Here is a 14991-nt window from a genome sequence, read left to right on the forward strand (position 1 = left end):
AAGGGGGCGGTCCCCCGCCGGTCACAGCAGGGCGAGCGTCCTGCGGGCGACCTCCCTGCCGATCGGCAGGGACGCGGTCGCCGCCGGGGACGGCGCGTTCAGTACGTGGATCGTCCGCGGCCCCTCCGCGAAGCGGAAGTCGTCCACCAGCGACCCGTCCGGCAGCACCGCCTGCGCCCGTACCCCCGCCTGCGCCGGGCGCAGGTCCTTCTCGTCGACGGCGGGCAGCAGGCGGCGTACGTCCTGGGTGAACGCCCGGCGGGAGAGGGAGCGGCGGAGTTCGCCGGCGCCGTAGCGCCAGTGGCGGCGGGCTATGCGCCAACTGCCCGGGTACGCGACCGCGGCGGCGGCGTCGCGAGGGCTGAGGCTCGTACGGGAGTAGCCCTCCCGGGACAGCGCGGGGACGGCGTTGGGGCCGAGGTGGACGGCGCCGTCGATGCCGCGGGTGAGGTGGACGCCGAGGAAGGGGAACGCGGGGTCGGGGACGGGGTAGACGAGGCCGCGGACGAGATCGGCGGCGTGCGGGGCCAGCTCGTAGTACTCGCCGCGGAAGGGGATGATGCGCAGCCCGGGGCGGTCGCCGGCGAGGCGGGCGATGCGGTCGGAGTGCAGGCCGGCGCAGTTGACGAGGGCGCGGGCGCGGACGACGTCACCGGCGGCGGTGCGGACGGCGACAGCGGTACGGACGGCGACCGCGGGGCGAGCGGGGCGGGTGGCGTCGGTGGGCTGGCTGGTGCCGTCGGGGCGCGCCGCGTCGGCTACGGGGTCTGCCTCGCCCGCCGTACGCGCCCCGTCCGGGCGCCTCGCGATCGCCCGTACCTCCACCCCGTACCGCACCTCCGCCCCCGCCTCCCGTGCCAGCTCCGCCAGCGTCCGCGCCACCGCCCGGAAGTCGCACACCCCCGTCGTCGCCACGTGCAGCGCCGCCAGCCCGCGCACATGCGGCTCGTACTCCGTGATCTGCGCGGGCCCCAGCTCGCGCACCGGGATGCCGTTCTCGCGCCCGCGCTGCGCCAGGGCGTGCAGGCGCGGCAGCTCGTCCCGGTCCGTGGCGACGACGATCTTGCCGGTGACCGCGTGCGGCAGCCCGTGCTCGGCGCAGAACGCGACCATCTCGGTGGCCCCCTGCACCGCGTAGCGCGCCTTGAGGGAGCCCGGCCGGTAGTACAGCCCGCTGTGGATCACGCCGCTGTTGCGCCCGGTCTGGTGCTGGGCCGGGCCGGGCTCCTTCTCCAGGACGACGACGCGGATGCCGGGGGCGGCCCGCGTCAGCGCGTACGCCGTGGAGAGGCCGACGATGCCGGCGCCGATCACGAGTACGTCGCAGTCGTCGGCCATGGCACCTCCGGCAGGGGTCGGCCCCATCATCCCCCGACCGGCCCGGCCGCCGCCAAACCAGGGCCCGCGAAGCCCCTTACCGCGATGGCCACGACCCCTTACCGCGAGGCCCTCGAAGCCCCCTACAGCGGCAGCCGCGGCGGCACCCCGCCCGCCACCGCGCGCTGCCGCGGCGCCGCGTCGCCCGTCCAGCACGACCCGCGCCGCATCAGCAGCCGCTGCAGCCACAGCTCCGTCGAGACCAGCTCCGCGAGACCGCTCAGCGGCAGCGGCTCGCCGTCCGCCGCCGCGCGCAGCGCCTTGCGCACGACCCGGCCCTCCACCAGACCCGCGTCCGCCAGCAGCGGCCGGTGGAAGAGGTCGGCCAGCTCCGCCGAGGCGCGGCGCAGCCCGATGCGCTCCGCCGACGCGGCGGCCGCGGCGGGGCCGGTCGTCGCGCCCCAGCCCGGCGGCAGCCCGCGGATGCCCGCGCCGTCGAGCACCGCGCCCAGCACCGCCGCCCGCGCGCCCGGCTGCACGCGCAGCGCCTCGGGCAGGGCGCGGCAGGCCCGTACGACCTGGTTGTCGAGGAAGGGCGCGTGCAGCCGCTGGAACCGGACCTCCGCGGCCTGCTCGAAGACGCGGTAGTCGGCGCCCAGTTGCGCCAGCGCCGCGGCGGCGCGGCGCTCGCCCGGGCGGCCGGTGCCGTCGCCGTTCGCCGTGCCCGCGGAGCCCCGGAGCCGTACCGACACCTCGGCCAGTGCCTCGCCCGTCAGCCACCGCGCCGCAGGACCCGGCCGGCACCAGCTCAGCGCGGCCAGCGACGCGTCGAGCGCGCCCCGGCTGCGCCCGGGCGCCCCGCCGAGCCCGCCCGCGGGGTCGTCGAGGAGCGCCTCGGCGCCTTCGGAGATGCCTTCCCAGTACGTCGTACGTGCCAGCCGGCGGGCCGCGCGGTAGACGGTCAGCGGCGCCAGCACCGAGCCCTCCGCGCGCGCCAGCGCCGTCACGGGCCGGAAGAGCGAACGTCGTCTGCGGTCCAGCAGCAGGTCCGCGAGCCGGGCCGGGTGCGCGTCGAGGACCTCGCGGGCGCCGACGCCCACGAGGTGGTCGGCGCTGCCCGCGGTCAGCCGGCGCCGGTGCCGGGCGGCGGCGACCAGGGAGGGCCCCGGCTCGTCCGTCAGCGGCATGTTCTCCAGGTCCGCGTACGGCAGCGCCGCCTCGCCGGCGGCCACCACGACGTGGTGCAGCCGCGGGTTGGCGGCGATGGTGCGGGCCCGCTCCAGCTCGGCCTCGTCGGCGCGCGCCGTCAGGTCGTTGAACGTCACGGCCACCAGCCGCTCGCCCTGCCCGGGCCCCAGCCCCGGCGGCGTGCCGGGCGCCCCCGGCAGCCCGGCGGCCAGCAGCGCGAGGGTGCCGGAGGCGATGCCGCCGGACAGGTCGGCGCCGATGCCGGGCGCGGGGCCGCGCGAGGCGCGCCGGTCGGCCGGGCCCATGCCGGGTACGGGGCCGGGGTCGAGGCCGCCGTAGCCGGGTTCCGGCGCGTGGCGCGGGGCGGCCAGCCGGGCGCGTACGGACTCCACCAGCGCGTCGCGTACGCCCGCCACCGCCGGTTCGGTGTCCAGCGAGGGGGCGGCGACGGCGAGGGAGGCGCGCGGCTCGTAGCCGGTGATCTCCTTGGCGCCCTCGCGGAGGATGAGCGCGTGGCCGGGAGGCACGCGGCGCACGCCGGCGTACGGCGTGCCGTCGCCGAGCGCCTCCGGCACGTCGGGGCAGGCGAGTTGGGCGGCGAGGTGGGGGACGTCCAGCTCGGCCTCGATCAGGTCGGCGAGCGGCAGCGCGGCGGTCGCGTACGCGGTGCCGCCGTCCCAGGCGGCGTGGAAGACGGGGCGCGCGCCGGCGAGGTCGCCGAGGACGGTGGTGCGGCGGCCGACCTGCGCGACGGCGGTGTACCCGCCGGACCAGGCGGTCAGGTGCCGTACGGCGCCGCCGCGGGCGGACAGCAGGCCCACGCGCAACTGGTCGTCGCTCGCGCCGCAGGTGCCGAAGATCGCCAGCCGGATCAGCGGGGCGACGTCGACGACGCGGATCTCGTCCGGCCGCCAGTCGCCGACCGCCCACAGCGGATCGGAGCCGCCCCAGACGAGCTGGGCGCCGACGGGGTGGAGGTCGTAGTCGTCGGCCGACTGCGCACCGTCGAGGAACGAGGGCGCGGCGGCGGCGCTGCTCCACCCCACCAACCACCGCATGCGTGCCTCCTCGTGGGCAACTGGGGACGTATCGGCATATGCCAAGCGAGCCAGGCGAGCCGGGCGATCGGCATCAACTCCGCCACGCTCAGGGCGTACTGCCGTTTCGTCAGGACCAATGCTGCCACGAGAGGGGCGCATGTGAGTGGATGCGGTCGCGCGGGAGTCTGCCTGTCACGGCCGGAAGCGCCCCGGAGGCCGCCGCGCGGGCGCGCTCAGGGCAGTTAGGCGGCCCGGCGGGGGCCGTGCACAGGGAAGAGGATCAACAGACGCTACGGACCGGCCCCCGCGCGCCGTCCGGAACGCGGAACGGACACCCGGGCGGTGCCCGTACTGCGGTACGGACGTCCCGTACGCCCGGATCTACACCCCGTGCCAGGGGCGTCATTCAGCCATTCTGCACACGGCGCAATCCCGGCCAACCAAGCCCGTCTTCGGGGCTTGTGCGGTCCGGGAAGCGTCCCGCGCTCCCCGGACCGTGAGCCGCCGCCCGCGGGGATGAATGACGGCGGAGTTCCCCAGGCCCGCCGCTTTCCCAGGCGCGGCGAGCCGACCCACGGACAACCAGCCAAGCGTGCGCGGCCCTTTGCGTGCAGAGCGCACGTACGGCGCACCGCCACACGACCCCGGAGCACGCGCGCTGCAATCCCGCCATCCGGAAACATTCCTCTTAACGGTCGGGATCCGGCGAACTACGCTGGGTGCATATGCGACCCGGCCGGATCCCCACCTGCCGGACGGGAGCCGTCGGTGGTCGAGGGGTGTGCATGTCCAGGACGCCACGCGGGCCGAACGAGAAGCTGGGCCACATGCTCGCGCTCGCCGGGATCAGCAACGCCGGACTCGCCCGCCGGGTCAATGACCTCGGCGCGCAGCGCGGCATGACGCTTCGGTACGACAAGACGTCCGTCGCCCGCTGGGTGACGAAGGGGATGGTGCCCCAGGGAGCCGCGCCCCACCTGATCGCCACCGCCATCGCCGGCAAGCTCGGCCGCCCCGTGCCGCTGCACGAGATAGGGCTGGCCGACACCGACCCGGCGCCCGAAGTCGGCCTGGCCTTCCCGCGCGACGTCGGCGAGGCGGTGCGCTCGGCCACCGAGCTGTACCGGCTCGACCTCGCCGGGCGGCGGGCGGGCAGCGGCGGCATCTGGCAGAGCCTCGCCGGCTCCTTCGCCGTCAGCGCGTACGCGACGCCCGCCTCCCGCTGGCTGATCACGCCGGCCGACGGCTCGGTCGCCCGCGGCCTCGACGGCGTCGACCCGCAGCACGCGCCCGCCGCCGACGGCACAGGGCCGCGGCGCGTGGGGCACAGCGACGTCGCCAAGCTGCGCGACGCGGCGGAGGAGGCGCGGCGCTGGGACTCCAAGTACGGGGGCGGCGACTGGCGGGCGTCGATGGTGCCGGAGTGCCTGCGCGTGGACGCGACGCCGCTGCTGCTCGGCGCGTACACCGACGAGGTCGGGCGCTCGCTCTTCGGCGCCACCGCAGAACTCACCCGGCTCGCCGGGTGGATGGCCTTCGACACGGGGCAGCAGGAGGCGGCCCAGCGGTACTACATCCAGGCGCTGCGGCTCGCGCGGGCGGCGGCGGACGTGCCGCTCGGCGGGTACGTCCTGGCGTCGATGTCGCTCCAGGCGACGTACCGCGGCTTCGCCGACGAGGGCGTGGACCTCGCCCAGGCGGCCATAGAGCGCAACAGGGGGTTGGCGACGGCGCGTGCGATGAGCTTCTTCCACCTCGTCGAGGCGCGGGCGCACGCCCGCGCACAGGACGAGGCGTCGTGCGGCACGGCCCTGGCGGCGGCGGAGAGCTGGCTGGAGCGCGCCCGTGAGGGCGACCCGGACCCCGCCTGGCTCGACTTCTACGCCTACGACCGGCTCGCCGCCGACGCCGCCGAGTGCTACCGCGACCTGCGGGTGCCGCTCCAGGTGCGGCGGTTCACCGAACAGGCGCTGGCGCGGCCGACGGAGGCGTTCGTCCGCTCGCACGGGCTGCGGCTGATCGTGGCGGCGGTGGCGGAGCTGGAGTCGGGGAACCTCGACGCGGCGTGCGCGCAGGGCACGCGGGCGGTGGAGGTCGCGGGCCGGATCTCGTCGGCGCGGACGACGGAGTACGTGAAGGACCTGCTGGCCCGGCTGGAGCCGTACGGCGACGAGCCGATGGTGGCGGAACTGCGCGAGCGCGCCCGCCCGTTGCTGGTCGCGCCGGCGTAGGGGGCACGCGCCCGGGCGCGCCCGGCGGCGCGGTGCGCCGGGGGGCAAGGGGCGTACGGGCCGAGGGGCGTACGGGCCCGCGCGCGGGCGCGGACGGCCGTGGACCAGGCGCCGGACGGGGCGGCGTTCAGCGGCAGTCGATGACCGCGTCCGCCCAGCCCGTCAGCAGCGCGGTGTGGATGGGGTGCTGCGGTTCCGCTTCCAGCCGGATGGTCTCGGTGCCGGACGGCAGGCCCACGTCGACCACGGCCGCCTGCTCGCCGGCCTCGACCCAGTCGGAGCGCCAGAGCCGGGCGTCGTCGCCGTAGACGGTGAACCTGGCCCCGCCCAGGCGGTACATCATGTCGTCGATGCCGGCCGCCGCCCGGTAGCGGGTACAGGACCGGTTCAGCTCGATGACCAGCGACGACTTCGCGGACACGGTGACGCCGTGGGCGTAGGTCCTGCCGCCGATGTCCAAGTCCTCGCGCTGCCACCACCAGCCGCTGCGGCTCGCGACGATCTCCGGGTCCGTGCCGTCGCCGAGGACGTCGGCGTCGAGGCCGGCGACGCGATACGGCTCGGCGGGCGGCGGCGGCGGTGGCTTCGGTGGCTTCGGGGGCTTCGGTGTCGGGGTCGGCGTGGGTGTCGGCGTGGGTGTCGGCGTGGGTGTCGGCGTGGGCGTGGGTGTCGGCGTGGGCGTGGGGGTCGGCGTGGGGCTGGGGGAGGGCGGCTCCGGAGTCGGGGTGGGCGTCGGCGTGGGCTCCGCCGGCTCGGGGGCGGGGGGCGGGGGAGTGGGCTCCGGCTTCTTCTCGGGCGGGGGCGCCGGGGGCGGCGCCGGGGCCGAGGTGGCGGGCGGATTGGCGACCGGCTCCTTCTCGCCGTCGCCGCCGGAGAGTACGAGCGCCAGCGCCGCTGCCGCCGCGGCCACGACGATGCCCGCCGCGGCCGCGACCTTGACCGGCGTACCGACCCCCTCGCCCGCCGCCGCACCGGCACCGCCGGCCGCACCCGCACTCGAACCTGCCCCGCCGCCGACGACGCCGCTCGCCGCCGCCGCGGCTCCCGCCCCGGTGGCACCCGCCGCCCCGGCACCCGCGCCGACGCCCGCGAACCCGGCGGCCTTCGCCGCCGCGGCCGACGCGAACCAGCCGACGACCGCGACCGGAAGCAGCGTGCTGAGCCGGGAGTTGACGTCCGCGACCTCGACCGCCGCCATGCGGCACCGCACGCAGTCGTCCAGGTGCTTGCGTAACCCCCGCTCGGCGCGCATCCGCAGCCCGCCGCGGGCGTACGCGCCGAGCCGGTCCGCGTAACGGGCGCAGTCGCCGCCCGCGGTGAGCGCGGTCGAGACGTGCGCCTGGAGGTACGCCTGCTTGAGCCCCTCGCGGGCGCGGTGCGCCAGTACGGCGGTCGCGTTGGCGGTGAGCCCGAGCAGCGGCGCGACCTGGCTGGGCGACTCGTCCTCCACCGTCGTGTGCCACAGCACGGTCTGCCAGCGCTCGGGCAGGCTACGGAACGCCTGCACCGCCATCGACTGCTCGGCTTCGTGCATGGCCCGTACGTCGGCGCCCAGGTCGAGGGTGTCGTCGGAGACCGGCCGCGCGGCCTGGGTCGCGAAGTCGGCGAAGTCGTCGACGAGTTGCTCGCGCCTGGCGGTCGTCGTCCAGGCGGCGGCGACCCGCCGCACGGTGGTGAGCAGATACGCCCGTACCGCGGTCTCGGGACCGGCGCCGCCGCGGACCGCCTGGAGCGTACGGGCGAACACCTCGGCGGTGAGGTCGTCGGCGGTGTGCGAGTCGCGGCAGCAGGTGCGCGCGTACCGGCGGACCGCCGGGGCGTGCCGCTGGTACAGCTCTTCGTACGCGCTGTCGTCGCCCGTACGCATCCGGCCGACCAACTCGGTGTCGGAGGGCAGGGGTCCCGTGACCCCCTCGTCCCGCCGCTCACGCTGCTTGGGAATGGCCCCCACGGCCTTGTCGGCATCGTCGGAGGTCCCGTCGGAGGTCCCGCCGTCCACGGCATGCCCGCGATCGTCCCGATCGTCAACTGCCATGCCGCAAGCTCCCGTAGACGCTCGTCCCGCCCGTCATCGGGTGAGCGTGCCACAACGGACCGTGGCCGCCGTCCGCGTTGAACGGTCAACCACCCGTTGGAGGGTTTTCCCGCTCGCGGCGCACTACCGGTCACGCTTTCGGGGTAGACGGCGGCCTCGCTTGACGAACGGGCCACTGCGCCGGCCACGGAAGCCGGCGCCCGGCGAGAGGCCCCCTGACGGGCGACGCCGTCAACACGAACCACCGCCCGCGGTGCCACCCGTCGAGGGGAACCCCCGCGGGGGCCGTCAGGGCACGCCGAGGCACACCCCGGCGCACCCCCGTCGGGCACCGCCTAGGGCTCAGCCCTCCGCGTGCGGCCGCAGCCCGTCGAGCAGGATGTCCAGCAGCCGCGCGGACGCGACCGCCTGCTGCTCCGGGTCCGGCAGGGACGGCGCCGCGGTGGCTATCACCAGCAGCACGTCCGACACCGATACGTCGGCGCGCAGCGACCCCGCGTCCCGGGCCCGCGCGACCAACTGCCCGACCACGTCGAGCAGCGCCGCCGCGTCCGTACCGCCGACGCTCGCGCCCTCCGCACCCGCGCCCTCACCCGCGACCGCACCGCCGGCCTGCGGCGCCGTGCCGTCCGGCGAGGGCCGCTGCTGCGGCACCCGCGGCTCGCCCTCCGGCGCCTGCGCCGTCACGCCCAGCACCTGCGGCGGCAGCAGCCGCCCGGCACCGGAATCGACGGACGCGCGGAGGAAGCGGGCCAGCGCGGCCCACGGCTCGTCCTCCTGCTGCAGCGCGGCGCGTGCCTGCTCGGTGAGCCGCGCGGTCTCCGCCTCGGCGATGCGCTTGACCAGCACTTCCTTGCTCGGGAAGCGGCGGTACACCGTGCCTACGCCGACCCTGGCGCGGCGGGCGACGTCCTCCATCGGGGCGCCGTAACCCAGCTCCCCGAAGACTTCGCGCGCGGCGCGCAGGACGTGCTCCAGATTGCGCTGCGCGTCGACCCGCAGCGCCGACCGGCCATTCGTCGGCAGTTCGCCGGAAGTGTCCGATCCCGACATGTTTGCTGACAGACGACTGCTCTGAACCTGCATCTCTGTTTCCCCCGGTTATGACAGTCTCCCCCCGGAGACTCCCCACCCTGCTTACCGGAGTGCATCTGGTCGGGCCACTCCGGCTCGTACGAACATAGTTCAGCAGAAGTCAAGAGAGAAGGGGCTGTGGATAAGGATCGGCCGCGGGGCGGACACCACGGGCGCCGGAAATCCTTCCCCCGCCTGTGGACAAAAGTCCGAACGCGGTGCGTCATGGGTGTTCCGAGGTCGCCGTCGGCGGCCTCGCCCCGGGCCCGCACCGCCGCCGGCGGCGCGCGGCGAGGCCGGGCCCCAGGCGGGACCCCAGGCAGGAGGTTGCCCATGACGGATCCGACGCGCGTACTCGTCGTCGGTGGCGGCAACGTCGGGATGGCCGCGGCGATGCGGCTGCAGAAGCACCTCGGCAAGCAGCTCAGAAGAGGCGCGGCGGAGATCACCGTGGTCGCCCCCGACCCGTACATGACCTACCAGCCCTTCCTCGCCGAGGCCGCCGCCGGCTCCGTACAGCCGCGCCACGTCGTGGTGCCGCTGCGCCGCGTCCTGCCCCGCTGCCGCGTGGTCGCCGGCCGCGTGACGTCCGTCGACCACCCCGAGCGGACCGCCCGCGTCGCGACGCTCGCCACCGACGAGACCGGCGAACCGCCGCTGGAGCTGGCGTACGACCAGCTCGTGATGGTGCCCGGATCCGTCTCCCGCGTGCTGCCGGTGCCCGGGCTCGCCGAGTACGGCATCGGCTTCACCTCGATCGAGGAGGCCATCGGCCTCCGCAACCACGTGCTCGAACAACTGGACATCGCCTCCTCCACCCGCGACGCCGCCGTCCGCGAGGCCGCGCTCACGTTCGTGTTCGTGGGGGGCGGCTACGCCGGCGTGGAAGCACTCGCCGAACTCGAGGACATGGCGCGTTACGCCACCCGCTACTACACCGGCGTGCGCCCCGCGGACATGCGCTGGGTCCTCGTCGAGGCGAGCGACCGCATCCTGCCGGAGGTCGGCGAGCGGCTCGGCGAGTACGCCGTACGCCGCCTGCGCGAACGCGGCATCGACGTACGCCTGGAGACCCGCCTGTCGAGCTGTACGGACCGTGTTGCCCAACTCGACGACGGCGCCCACTTCCCCACCCGCACCCTCGTGTGGACCGCCGGCGTCCGCCCCAACCCCGTGCTCGCCGCCACCGGCCTGCCCCGCGACGACCGCGGCCGCCTGCGGTGCACCCCCGACCTCCGCGTCGAGGGTGAGGACGCCGCCTGGTCCGCCGGCGACGCGGCCGCCGTACCGGACCTCACCGCCGACGAGCCCGGCGCCCTCTGCGCCCCCAACGCCCAGCACGCCGTCCGCCAGGCCCGCGTCCTCGCCGACAACCTGGCCGCCGCCCTGCGCGGCGCACCCCTGCGCGACTACCGGCACCGCTACGCCGGCTCCGTCGCCTCCCTCGGCCTCCACAAAGGCATCGCCTATGTGTACGGCCACCGGCTGAAGGGCTACCCTGCCTGGCTCATGCACCGTGCGTACCACCTGGGCAAGCTCCCCACCGTGGGCCGTAAGGCCCATGTGCTCGCCGAGTGGACCCTTTCCGGACTGTTCAAACGGGAGATCGTCGCCCTCGGCTCGCTGGAACACCCCCGGGCGGAATTCGAACTCGCCACCCGGTCGGGTCGCGGCCCTGACGGCGACTGAGGCGGGGCATGTGACCATGGACGGGCACGAAACGGCACGGAGCGAAACGAACGACCAACGAGTGGACCTGGGACTGGCACGCTTGAACTTCACGCGCTGGAGCCCCCGGCTCCCCGGATCCCCGCGCCGCACCGCCGCCGCGCGGGGCTTCCGCGGTGCCGTCCCCACCGCCCGCGCCGGACGGCAGGGCCGCCGGGCCGCGGCGGAACCGCCCCCCGGCGCCGAGCCGGACGCCGACCCCGGCGGTACGGCGAGCGGCGACGGCGACACGGGCCCGGAACCCGATACGGAACACGACGTCGACCCCGGCATCGAGCTGCCCGTCAGCGCCACCCTCGGCCGGCTGCCTGCCCCCGTCGCGGTCGTCCACGGCCCCGACCACCGCACCGCCTACGTCAACGACGCCTACGCCGCCGTCTTCGGTGCCCGCGCCCCGGGCCGGCCCGCCCGCGACGCGCTGCCCGAACTCGCCGAGCTGGGCCTGCTGCCGCTGATGGACCAGGTGCTGCGCAGCGGCACCCCGCGCACCGTCAAGGCCCGCCGCGCCCCCGACTCCCGCTCGTACACGTTCACCTGCAGCCCCATCGACGTCGGCGAGAGCGGCGGCGTGCTCGTCTCCGCCGCCGACGTCACCGACCAGGTGGAGGCCGCCGAGCGGCTGCGCGCAGGCGAGCGCATGCAGCGCGAGGCCGCGGTGGCGCTGCAGCGCAGCCTCCTGCCGGAGAAGCTGGAGCACCCGGACGACCTGCGGGTCGCGGCCAAGTACCAGCCCGGCGGCACGGACGCCGCGGTCGGCGGCGACTGGTACGACGTCATCACCCTCGGCGCCGGCCGCACGGCCATGGTCATCGGCGACGTCATGGGGCGCGGCGTCCGCGCCGCCGCCGTCATGGGCCAGTTGCGCACCGCGGTACGCGCGTACGCGCGCCTGGACCTGCCGCCGCACGAGGTGCTCCAGCTCCTCGACGGCCTCGCCGCCGAGATCGACCCCAACCAGATCGCCACGTGCGCGTACGCCGTCCACGACCCGCACGAGGGCCGCCTGGTGCACGCCTCGGCCGGCCACCTGCCGATCCTCATCCGCGACGCGGACGGCACCGTGCGCCGCGTCGACGAACCCACGGGACCGCCCCTCGGCACCGGCGGCTGGGTGCACAGCTCCGCCGAACTGCCCTTCCCGCCCGGCTCGACCGCCGTCCTCTACACCGACGGCCTCATCGAGCGCCGCGGCCAGGACATCGAGGAGGGCGTGAACGCGCTCGCGAGCGCGTTCACCGGCGCCACCGGTGCACCGGGCGTCGTCTGCGACCGCCTCATCCGCTCCCTCGGCGTCACCGCCGAGCACGACGACGACGTCGCCGTGCTCGTCCTGGAGCACCCGCTGCGCGACGACGGCGAGGCCGAGCTGTTCCGCAGCGCGGCGCTCGACCTCCTCGGCGGCGTCGAGGCGGCCCCGCGCGCACGCGCCTTCGCCGACGGCGTCCTGGCGAGCTGGCGCTTCCCGGCGGAGCTGCGCGAGCTGGGCGTACTGGCGGCCAGCGAACTCGTCGCCAACTCCCTGCAGCACGGCTCCCCGCCGATGCGGCTGCGGCTGCGGCGTACGGACCGGAGGCTCATCGTCGAGGTCACCGACGGCGACGACCGCCTGCCGCGCCGCCGCAAGGCGGAGCCCGGCGACGAGAACGGCCGCGGCATCTCCATCGTCGCCACGATCGCCTCGACCTGGGGCTCACGCCGCACGCTGGGCGGCGGCAAGGCGGTGTGGTGCGAGTTCGCCCTGCCGGGCGAGCACGGCCACTGAGGACGCGTACGGAACGGGCGTACCCGCGCAGGCAGGAGCCCGCGCGGGCACGCGCCCAGACAGGGCCTAGGCCGCCTGAACGGGCGCCGGCTCCGCCCCGGCCGCCGCCGGCTTGTGGGCCGCCACCTGCACGGTGCCCGCGAGCCGCGGGCAGTCCTGCACCGGCGTCAGCCGCCGGCCCAGCACCAGCCCCATCACCGTGATGCCCAGCGAGCACACGACGAGCATCGAGAGGTACGCCCCGTACGCCCCCGCGCCCGCGAGCAGCCCGCCGACGGCGGGCCCGATGGCCAGCGCCAACTGCTTGACCAGTGCGAACACCGAGTTGTAGTGCCCGATGTGCGAACCCGGTGCCAGATCGGCCACGAGGGGCGCCACGGTCGGCGACAGCATCGCCTCGCCGAGCCCGAAGAGCGCGTACGTGGAGATGATCGCCGCCGTCGCCATCGCCTGCCCGCCGGCGACCCACCCGGAGGCCCCGGCCACCAGCCACGCGACCGTCCATATGAGCCCGACCGCGGCGATGACCCGGCTGCGCCGCCGCCGCTCCACCAGCCGCAGCACGGCGAACTGCGCCACGACGATCACCGCGGTGTTCGCCGCCAGCGCCACCCCGAGCGTCGACGGGGATATCCCCGACACCTCGACCGCGAACGCAGACAGCCCCGACTCGAACTGCCCGTAGCAGGCGAAGAACATCACGAAGCCCAGCACGCAGAGCCACACCATCGCCCGGTCCGCGAGCAGTATCCGCCACCGCCCCCGGGCGCCCTCGCCCGCCGGGACGGCGTGGGCGGCGCGCGTCCCGCGCGGCAGCCGCACCGTGGCGACCACGGCGCCGAGCACCAGGAACATCACAGACTCGATGGCGAAGAGCCGCACGAACGACCCCGCGTGCTCCTCGTCCACGAGCAGCCCGCCCAGCAGACCTCCGACACCGAGCCCGAGGTTGTTCAGGAAGAACTGCGTCGCGAACGCCCGCGACCGCGTCACCGTCGTCGAGCACCAGACGATCATCGTCGCCAGCGCAGGCTGGATGACCGCCATCCCGGCGCCCATGACCAGCGTCGACGCGAGCACCATCGGCGCCGTCGAGGCCAGCCCCAGCGACAGCGCCCCGGTAGCGGCCGCGACCGTACCCACCAGAGCCACCCGGAGGGGCCCGCGCCGGTCGATGAACCGCCCGGTGAAGGGCAGCACGAGCAGCGCGGCCATGGCGAACCCGGCGAGCGCGACTCCCGCCGTCGTCGAGCCCAGGTCACGCACCCGCGATACGTACAAGAACGTGTACGGCACGGTGAAGCCGCTGCCGAAGGCACTCAGCGCGTTCCCCACCTGGATCCTGCGGAGGGCCGCGGCGCCGGTCTCGCGTGTCACTGCTCACCTCCCATACACACGTACGGCCCGGCGCCGACGAGCTACCGGGTCGAAGACTTCGATGCTAAAGTTCAGACCTAAAGAGTACACGACTGAGAAGTTCGACGCGAACGAGATTGGTGGAATACTGCGCGCCATGTCCGACAGCGACGCCCCGGCCCCCGATGCCGAACGGACGCCCACGCAGGAGCTGCGCTCGCTCGACGAGCAGATCGCGCTCTACCAGCGGGAGTTCCAGGACCTCGACCCCCAGGTCGAGCAGATCGTCTCGGCCCTCAGCCGCCTCAACCGCCGCATGACCGTCGCCTACGGCCGCCATCTCTCCGACATCGGCATCAACGGCGCCGAGTGGGAGGTGCTCAAGGCCCTCGTCCTCGCCGGCGCTCCCTACCAGCTCGGCCCCGGCGAGCTGGCCAAGCGCCTCGGCCTCACCCCCGCCGCGATGACCCACCGCATCGACCGCATGGTCGCCGAGGGCCTGGTCACCCGCGAACGCGACGAGGCCAACCGCGTTCGCGTCATCGTCGGCATCACCGAGCTGGGCCGCGAGAAGTGGTTCGCGACCATGCGCATGGGCACCGACTGGGAGGAGGACCTGCTCCAGGACCTCACCCCGGCCGAACGCACCCTGCTCGGCGAGCTGCTGACCCGCCTCCTCCGCCGCGTCGAGGACGCCCAGCCCGACGCGAGCGGCCGACTGTCCGATTTGGACTAGCCCTTGATCGCGCTTGACACGTTTGAGCCCGCTCCGTAAGGTTCCTCAGGTTGCCACGGGGCCGTTGAGGTTCTGGAGTGCGACGGTGGCCGTCCCTGAGGGGCGGCTCGTCCCATCTTCTCGTTGTGTGATCGACTCCCTTTCGTCGGGGTTGAATCGGCATGCCCGGTTCTTTTCGGCGGGCGGCCGGATTTTGCGCCGCCGGGACAATCCGCTACGGTTATGGAACACCGAAGGGAAACGCCCGGAGAGACCTGAAAGGGTCTTGATGGAAGTGTCCGTTCTTTGAGAACTCAACAGTGTGCCAAGTAATCGATGCCAAGTGTTTGATGTAGTGACACAGCAGTAAGCGAGGCAGACTCGTTTCTGTGATGCATCATGTATGCATTTACGGAGAGTTTGATCCTGGCTCAGGACGAACGCTGGCGGCGTGCTTAACACATGCAAGTCGAACGATGATCCGGTTTCGGCCGGTGATTAGTGGCGAACGGGTGAGTAACACGTGGGCAATCTGCCCTGCACTC

General features: G+C 74.7%; 9 protein-coding genes and 1 rRNA gene (1 of these 10 running past the window's edge). 5 read left to right on the forward strand and 5 right to left on the reverse strand.

Going from position 1 to position 14991, the window contains the following annotated elements; all coding sequences use genetic code 11:
• Positions 1-21 precede the first annotated feature (21 nt).
• Both lhgO and OG946_RS21245 read right to left on the reverse strand, forming a co-directional pair.
• Positions 22-1338 (reverse strand): L-2-hydroxyglutarate oxidase, encoded by a 1317-nt coding sequence (gene lhgO / locus OG946_RS21240; RefSeq protein ID WP_326797637.1) that lies wholly within the window; start codon positions 1336-1338, stop codon positions 22-24.
• 122 nt (positions 1339-1460) lie between these two features.
• Positions 1461-3563, reverse strand: coding sequence for an asparagine synthase-related protein (locus tag OG946_RS21245; protein WP_326797638.1), 2103 nt, complete (start codon positions 3561-3563; stop codon positions 1461-1463).
• 767 nt (positions 3564-4330) lie between these two features.
• Here OG946_RS21245 and OG946_RS21250 point away from each other — a divergent pair.
• On the forward strand, positions 4331-5776 hold the full coding sequence (locus tag OG946_RS21250; RefSeq protein WP_326797639.1) for an MFS transporter: 1446 nt from the start codon (positions 4331-4333) through the stop codon (positions 5774-5776).
• Positions 5777-5903: 127 nt separating this feature from the next.
• On the opposite strand, the gene OG946_RS21255 is transcribed toward OG946_RS21250, so the two are convergent.
• Together OG946_RS21255 and OG946_RS21260 are read right to left on the reverse strand one after the other, a co-directional pair.
• A complete protein-coding gene (locus tag OG946_RS21255) occupies positions 5904-7811 on the reverse strand; it encodes a sigma-70 family RNA polymerase sigma factor (protein ID WP_326797640.1) in 1908 nt (635 codons plus the stop codon).
• 342 nt (positions 7812-8153) lie between these two features.
• Positions 8154-8864, reverse strand: coding sequence for a TetR/AcrR family transcriptional regulator (locus OG946_RS21260; RefSeq protein ID WP_326797641.1), 711 nt, complete (start codon positions 8862-8864; stop codon positions 8154-8156).
• 354 nt (positions 8865-9218) lie between these two features.
• On the opposite strand from OG946_RS21260, the gene OG946_RS21265 reads away from it, so the two are divergent.
• A complete protein-coding gene (locus OG946_RS21265; RefSeq protein ID WP_326797642.1) occupies positions 9219-10574 on the forward strand; it encodes an NAD(P)/FAD-dependent oxidoreductase in 1356 nt (451 codons plus the stop codon).
• Between the two features lie 82 nt (positions 10575-10656).
• Positions 10657-12375, forward strand: a complete 1719-nt coding sequence (locus tag OG946_RS21270; RefSeq protein WP_326797643.1) for an ATP-binding SpoIIE family protein phosphatase — start codon at positions 10657-10659, stop codon at positions 12373-12375.
• A gap of 66 nt (positions 12376-12441) precedes the next feature.
• Here the strand turns inward: OG946_RS21270 and OG946_RS21275 are convergent, their stop codons facing one another.
• Positions 12442-13752, reverse strand: a complete 1311-nt coding sequence (locus tag OG946_RS21275) for an MFS transporter (RefSeq protein WP_326797644.1) — start codon at positions 13750-13752, stop codon at positions 12442-12444.
• A gap of 136 nt (positions 13753-13888) precedes the next feature.
• Between OG946_RS21275 and OG946_RS21280 the strand changes: the two genes are divergently transcribed.
• On the forward strand, positions 13889-14467 hold the full coding sequence (locus OG946_RS21280) for a MarR family winged helix-turn-helix transcriptional regulator (protein ID WP_047017400.1): 579 nt from the start codon (positions 13889-13891) through the stop codon (positions 14465-14467).
• A 387-nt stretch (positions 14468-14854) separates the two neighbouring features.
• Positions 14855-14991 (forward strand): 16S ribosomal RNA (locus OG946_RS21285); it runs 1391 nt beyond the window's last position.

It is taken from the genome of Streptomyces sp. NBC_01808 (genome assembly GCF_035917395.1).
Classification (GTDB): Bacteria; Actinomycetota; Actinomycetes; order Streptomycetales; family Streptomycetaceae; genus Streptomyces.